We start from the raw sequence: 4,919 nt of genomic DNA, 5'->3' as shown, positions 1-4,919 counted from the left end.
TCAGAAGGGCGTCTAGGTCTGTCTTCACACACTGACCATGGACGCCCTTCGTCACGTCCGCAGTCGATCACCGAATTTCACATCAGCGATCTAGGAGCTGTTTGGGGTTCCCACCGCCCTGGCCGTCCCGCAACGAGCAAGGAGGTCCGGGACCTGGTCCTGCGTCTGGCACGCGAGAACCCGAGGTGGGGGTATCGGCGGGTACACGGCGAGCTGGCTCGGCTCGGCTTGCAGGTCAGCGAAGCGACGGTGCGACGGATCCTGCGCTCGCGCCGAGACAGGCCGGCTCCCCGAAGCCTCGATACCTCCTGGCGGACATTCCTAGGCCTGCAGGCCAAAGGGTTGTTGGCCTGCGACTTCTTCCACGTCGACACGGTCTCCTTGAAGCGCCTGTCCGTGTTGTTCGTCATGGAGGTGGCGACGCGGCGCGTTCACACCCTGGGCGTAACCGCCAACCCCACCGGCGCGTGGCCGACCCAGCAGGCTCGCAACCTGCTCATGGATCTCGGGCGGAGGGCCGACTCGTTCCGGTTCCTCATTCGTGACCAGGACGCCAAGTTCACCGCCGCCTTCGACGAGATCTTCGCCGGCGAGGGCGTCACGGTGACGAAGACGCCGCCGCGAACTCCACGCGCCAACTGCTACGCCGAACGCTGCGTGCGCACCGGTCCTGAACGAGTACGCCGAGCACTACAACGGGCATCGACCGCACCAGTCCCGCCGGCAACGCCCACCTGATCAAGACGAACAAGTCATCGTACCGCTGGAAGGTCGGATTCGACGCCGAAGGGTGCTCAGGCGAGGGACGAGGCGGGGCACGGCGGCGGACCGGCTGCTCTCGTCACCGGCCGTCCTGGTGATCGCCTGCCTGCTCCCCCCGCGTCCGCTTCTGATCGGGAGCAGGGGCGTGCAGGCGCGCTTCGGCGCGCTCGTCGGCGGCGGCTGCGGCATGCTCGGTCTGCAGTCGCTCGATCCTGTCGCGCAGAGAGGTGATCTGCGCGGCGTCGGCGGGTCGGCCTGCCGGCGGATGCGGTCGGTTTCGGCCGAGGTGTCGGCGAGGACGGCCTTGGTTTCGGCAAACTGCGCGGCCGCCGCTGCCCGCTTGCCGCTCTCGCTGTCCACCTCGCGCTCCAGCCGCGGGACGTCGGCGCGGGCGGCGGCCAGGTCGCGGTCGCGCTCGGCCAGGGTCGCGGTGAGCGTGGCGTTGGCGCCGGCCAGCTCTTCCATCGCGGTGTTGGCCTGGGTGAGCTGGACGGCCAGGGCGTCGCGTTCGGCCGCGGCGCGTGCCTCGCGGTGCTCGCCGAGTTCACGCAGCGCGGCCCGTTCCTTGGTCTCGGCGGCGCTGGTGCGCTGCTCGGCTCTGGCCTGGGCCTGTGCCGCCGTGCGGGCGGCGTCCAGGGCTTCGCGCTGTGCTCTCGTGGCCGCCGTGGCGCGCCGCTCCCTCGGCGGCGGCCAGCGCGGCTTCGGCGTCGTCTTCCGCTTCGGCCAGGCACTCCTGCTGGTCGGTGGCGAGGTGGCCAGGTGCCCGTTGAGGGTGTCCAGGTAGCCGCCCAGCTGGGCGGCCAGCGGGGTGATCATGTTCGCCATGCCGCCGGCGCCGCGGCCGGCCGCGCTGGCCGGGCTGGTCGGGGCGCGGCGGGCCTTGTCGCGGGCGCGGCGGCGGCGCTGCGGCAGGCCGCCGAGCAGTACTGGCCGGGTTGGCCCCCCTTGAGAGTGCCGTCTTCGTTGCGGGCCGGCGGCGGCAGCGGGTTGGTGCAGCCCGGGCCGCCGCACGCCGCGGTGCCGGCGTGCTCATCGGCAACCTCGGTGGTAGCCCCATCGACGGGGCCACCACCGACCACGCGCTGACCAACCTGGGCGCGTTCATCGCCGAACTCGGCGAGGCGGGCGTCGACGTGGCCCGGTCACGACCTCCTGCAGGAGGCGGACATCCAGGGCCGGTGGGAGTTCGTCCCGCTCACCCGCGCCGAGCCCCGCGCCCAGGTGCACCTCAGCATGCCGGGCCTGCCCTTGGAGCAGGTGCGGGGTGCCGAACCGGACATGCCGCGCCTGCCCGACAACGGGAAGCTGCAGTATTGGCCGCACGCCGTGGACATCGCCGCTTCCACGCTGAGCTGACGCGATGACCGACTTCGCACCCGCCGTCATCGACGCCCACCCATCCGCCCCCGACATCGCAGCTACGGCCGGGACGGCCGGAAGGGGCAATGCAGACCTCGCACCTGCGGGCGCGCGCACGACAGGGATGCGCGACCCCTACGACAGCTACCTGGCCAGCCTGGACAGCGCTGAGTCGCGGCGCACGATGGCGACCTGCCTGGACCAGATCGCCCGCCTGCAACTCGGCCGCCCGCTGAAACGGACACGAGCGTCACCGGGCGCGGCCAGCCGTGGGGCGCCCTGCGCTACGAGCACACCGTCGCCGTCCGCGCCCTGCTCATCCGGCGGGGCTGGTCGGCCTCCCACGTCAACAAGCACCTCTCAGCGCTGCGCCGGGTGCTGAAGGAGGCCTGGCGGCTGGGCCTGATGAGCGCGGAGGACTACCAGCGCGCCGCCGACTTCGCCAACGTCAAAGCCACCCGCGAGCCCGCGGGTGAGTACCTGCCCGAGGAAGTGATCGGCGCGCTGCTCGCCGTCTGCGACGCCGACCTCACCCTGGCCGGAGCACGGGACGGGGCGATCATCGCCGTGCTGGACGCCTGCGGGCTGTGCCGCGCCGAACTCGTCGCCGCCCAATACGCCCACTACCAGCGGGCCACCCGCATGCTGCGCATCATCGGCAAGGGCAACAAGCAGCGCACCATCCCGGTCAACACCTTCGCCGCCCGCTACCTGGAGGCGTGGCTGGCCTCACGCGGCAACGCCCCCGGCCCGCTGTTCCCCCGCCTGGAACGCGGCGGCAACAAGATCCGCCTGTACGCCGGCCGCCCCCGCCAGATGACCCCTGCCGCGGTCAAGGACGTCCTGGACAAACGTGCCGGCCAGGCCGGCACCGGAGCGGTGCGCCCGCACGACGCGCGCCGCACCTTCGTCTCCAACATGCTGCGCGTCACCGACGCCATCCAGACCGCCCGCATGGCCGGCCACGCCTCCGTCGACACCACCATGCGCTACGACCTGCGCCCAGACGAAGAACTCCGCGGCAGCGCCGACCGACTGCGCGCACCCCAGGTCCGCCCCCTACGCCCCGCGCCCACCAGCCCGCCGCAGAGCCCACCCGCATGACCAGGCCCCAGTGGCGCGACGAGCCTGCGCCGACCAGCTCTGGGATATGGCCACATTGCGGTCCCCCAAGGCCCGGGAGAGCCAACAACCGCCAGCCGACCGCGTTCCACTGGCTCCACCACGACTGCCGCTTCCTGCCTCTGGCGGTGGGCTCAGGCCAGAACGATAGCTCCTGGCCCTGGTAGAGGGCGTTCTTCAACCAGCCGGTGGCGCCGTCCGAGAGGCAACGCGAGGTGTGGGTTGTCCTCCCGCTCGGCGACCTGGTGGGCGCGACACCGTACGTGCATCCGCCGCTGCACCCTAACCTGTACGCGGGCCTCTGCTACTCCTCCGCCCTGGAGGCGCTACCGGCGCGGCGGACGCTCAGCAGCGGCTGGAGCGTCCAAAAGGTGATTGTGCATGGTGGTCTCCGATGTGGTCCTGTGTTGGGGTTGGGGATCGCCGCCGATGCCCTGGGCGAGCTGAGCCCCAAAAGCGTCACCGGCCCAGACGGTCACCCCCGCGCGCGTGACCCTGTCGCAAAAGTCACGAAACCCCGGCTCGCCCGCCCTCCGCGACGCTCAGCCGACGGCTCCCGAAGGCGATCACCGGCGTCCGGCGTAACCTGAATAGATGGCTGGTCAAAGCCTCGACAACGGCTCCGGCACCATCTCGGGCCGCACCTACCGATCGCAGCGGGTGCGTGGATTCGCCGAATGGCGGCCACGGCAGGCGTCCGCGCTCCTGCTCGACCAGGTGCGGGCGGTCCTGCAGGAGCACCGCATCGCCGCCGCGGCGGGCGCCTGGACACAGGCGGCCGACCGATGACCGGGCCCGGCTACCACCCCCCAGCGACCAGCGACACTCCGCATGCCCGTCACGACTCCGCCGGTTACGGATGGACTGGGCTCGTGCTCGGCGCCACACTCGTGGTGATGGCCCTCGTCGCCGGTCTGAACTTCACGTTCGCGGTCGTGGTGATGCCCAACCTGTCCGGCGTCGACGACCACACCTTCGTGACGATCACGCAGCGCTTCAACGAGAACCCCGTGTTCCCGCTCAGCTTTACGGTGGCGTTGCTACTCGCCATGCTCGCGACCGTGCTCCAAGCGTGCCTGGCCCGGGGACCCGCGCTGCGCTGGGTCATCGCGGCGCTCGTGCTCTACGGGGTCGTCCTCGCCATCACCGGCGGTTTTCACATCCCGCTCAACGAACAGATCAGCCAGGCCGGCGATCCCGGTCAGATAGCCGACCTGTCCCGCGTTCGCAACGAATTCGAGGCCCCCTGGGTCATCGGGCACGTCGTGCGCACCCTGTTCTGCATCGCTGCGGTCGCCGCACTCGCCCGCGCACTCCTCCTGCATGGACGCCAACACAACCGCCGCGACAGTATCCAGAGCGCACGTGCTGCGCGGGGGCGTCCGTAGCCCTCGAGCACCGATCTGTCGCTATCGGTGACCCATCACGTTCCTGCCCGCATCACGCCTTCGACCTGTGAGCAGCGACGCCGACACCCAGGACGCATACACCTCGTGAGCCTGAACCCTCCCAGGAGACAATGATGAGCATGCTCGAGCGCCTCGCTGGCCGTGCTGTCCGAGCCGCCTACGCCCAACACGTCGGTATGTGTCAAGTCAACTGGGACACGGTGCTACCGAGGTCTTACGCGGCACTCTCCGTATCTGACAGGGTTTCGTCCTCGCTGGGCTCGTTGA

At 70.6% G+C, this 4,919-nt stretch carries 7 protein-coding genes; 5 read left to right on the top strand and 2 right to left on the bottom strand.

Annotated features, from left to right (window positions below; genetic code table 11):
* Window positions 1-18: 18 nt before the first annotated feature.
* Window positions 19-738, top strand: coding sequence for a helix-turn-helix domain-containing protein (locus ABZ911_RS42865; protein ID WP_358070376.1), 720 nt, complete (start codon window positions 19-21; stop codon window positions 736-738).
* On the opposite strand, the gene ABZ911_RS42860 is transcribed toward ABZ911_RS42865, so the two are convergent.
* On the bottom strand, window positions 739-1,773 hold the full coding sequence (locus ABZ911_RS42860) for a hypothetical protein (RefSeq protein WP_358070373.1): 1,035 nt from the start codon (window positions 1,771-1,773) through the stop codon (window positions 739-741).
* 222 nt (window positions 1,774-1,995) lie between these two features.
* On the opposite strand from ABZ911_RS42860, the gene ABZ911_RS42855 reads away from it, so the two are divergent.
* A complete protein-coding gene (locus ABZ911_RS42855; RefSeq protein WP_358070370.1) occupies window positions 1,996-2,118 on the top strand; it encodes a hypothetical protein in 123 nt (40 codons plus the stop codon).
* A 147-nt stretch (window positions 2,119-2,265) separates the two neighbouring features.
* On the opposite strand, the gene ABZ911_RS42850 is transcribed toward ABZ911_RS42855, so the two are convergent.
* Entirely contained in the window at window positions 2,266-2,466 is a 201-nt protein-coding gene (locus tag ABZ911_RS42850) for a hypothetical protein (protein WP_358070367.1), read from the bottom strand.
* A 30-nt stretch (window positions 2,467-2,496) separates the two neighbouring features.
* On the opposite strand from ABZ911_RS42850, the gene ABZ911_RS42845 reads away from it, so the two are divergent.
* The 3 genes from ABZ911_RS42845 to ABZ911_RS42835 all read left to right on the top strand — a co-directional run bounded on the left by ABZ911_RS42845 (window position 2,497) and on the right by ABZ911_RS42835 (window position 4,631).
* Complete coding sequence (locus ABZ911_RS42845) at window positions 2,497-3,225, top strand: tyrosine-type recombinase/integrase (RefSeq protein WP_358070364.1); 729 nt, start codon at window positions 2,497-2,499, stop codon at window positions 3,223-3,225.
* Window positions 3,226-3,837: 612 nt separating this feature from the next.
* Window positions 3,838-4,032: a hypothetical protein gene (locus ABZ911_RS42840; protein ID WP_358070361.1), complete on the top strand. Its 195-nt coding sequence runs from the start codon at window positions 3,838-3,840 to the stop codon at window positions 4,030-4,032.
* 107 nt (window positions 4,033-4,139) lie between these two features.
* Entirely contained in the window at window positions 4,140-4,631 is a 492-nt protein-coding gene (locus ABZ911_RS42835; RefSeq protein WP_358070358.1) for a DUF1772 domain-containing protein, read from the top strand.
* The last annotated feature ends 288 nt before the right edge of the window (window positions 4,632-4,919 follow it).

It is taken from the genome of Nonomuraea sp. NPDC046570 (assembly GCF_040645915.1).
In the GTDB taxonomy this organism is placed as follows: Bacteria; Actinomycetota; Actinomycetes; order Streptosporangiales; family Streptosporangiaceae; genus Nonomuraea.
This window is presented reverse-complemented; position numbering and strand designations above follow the sequence as displayed.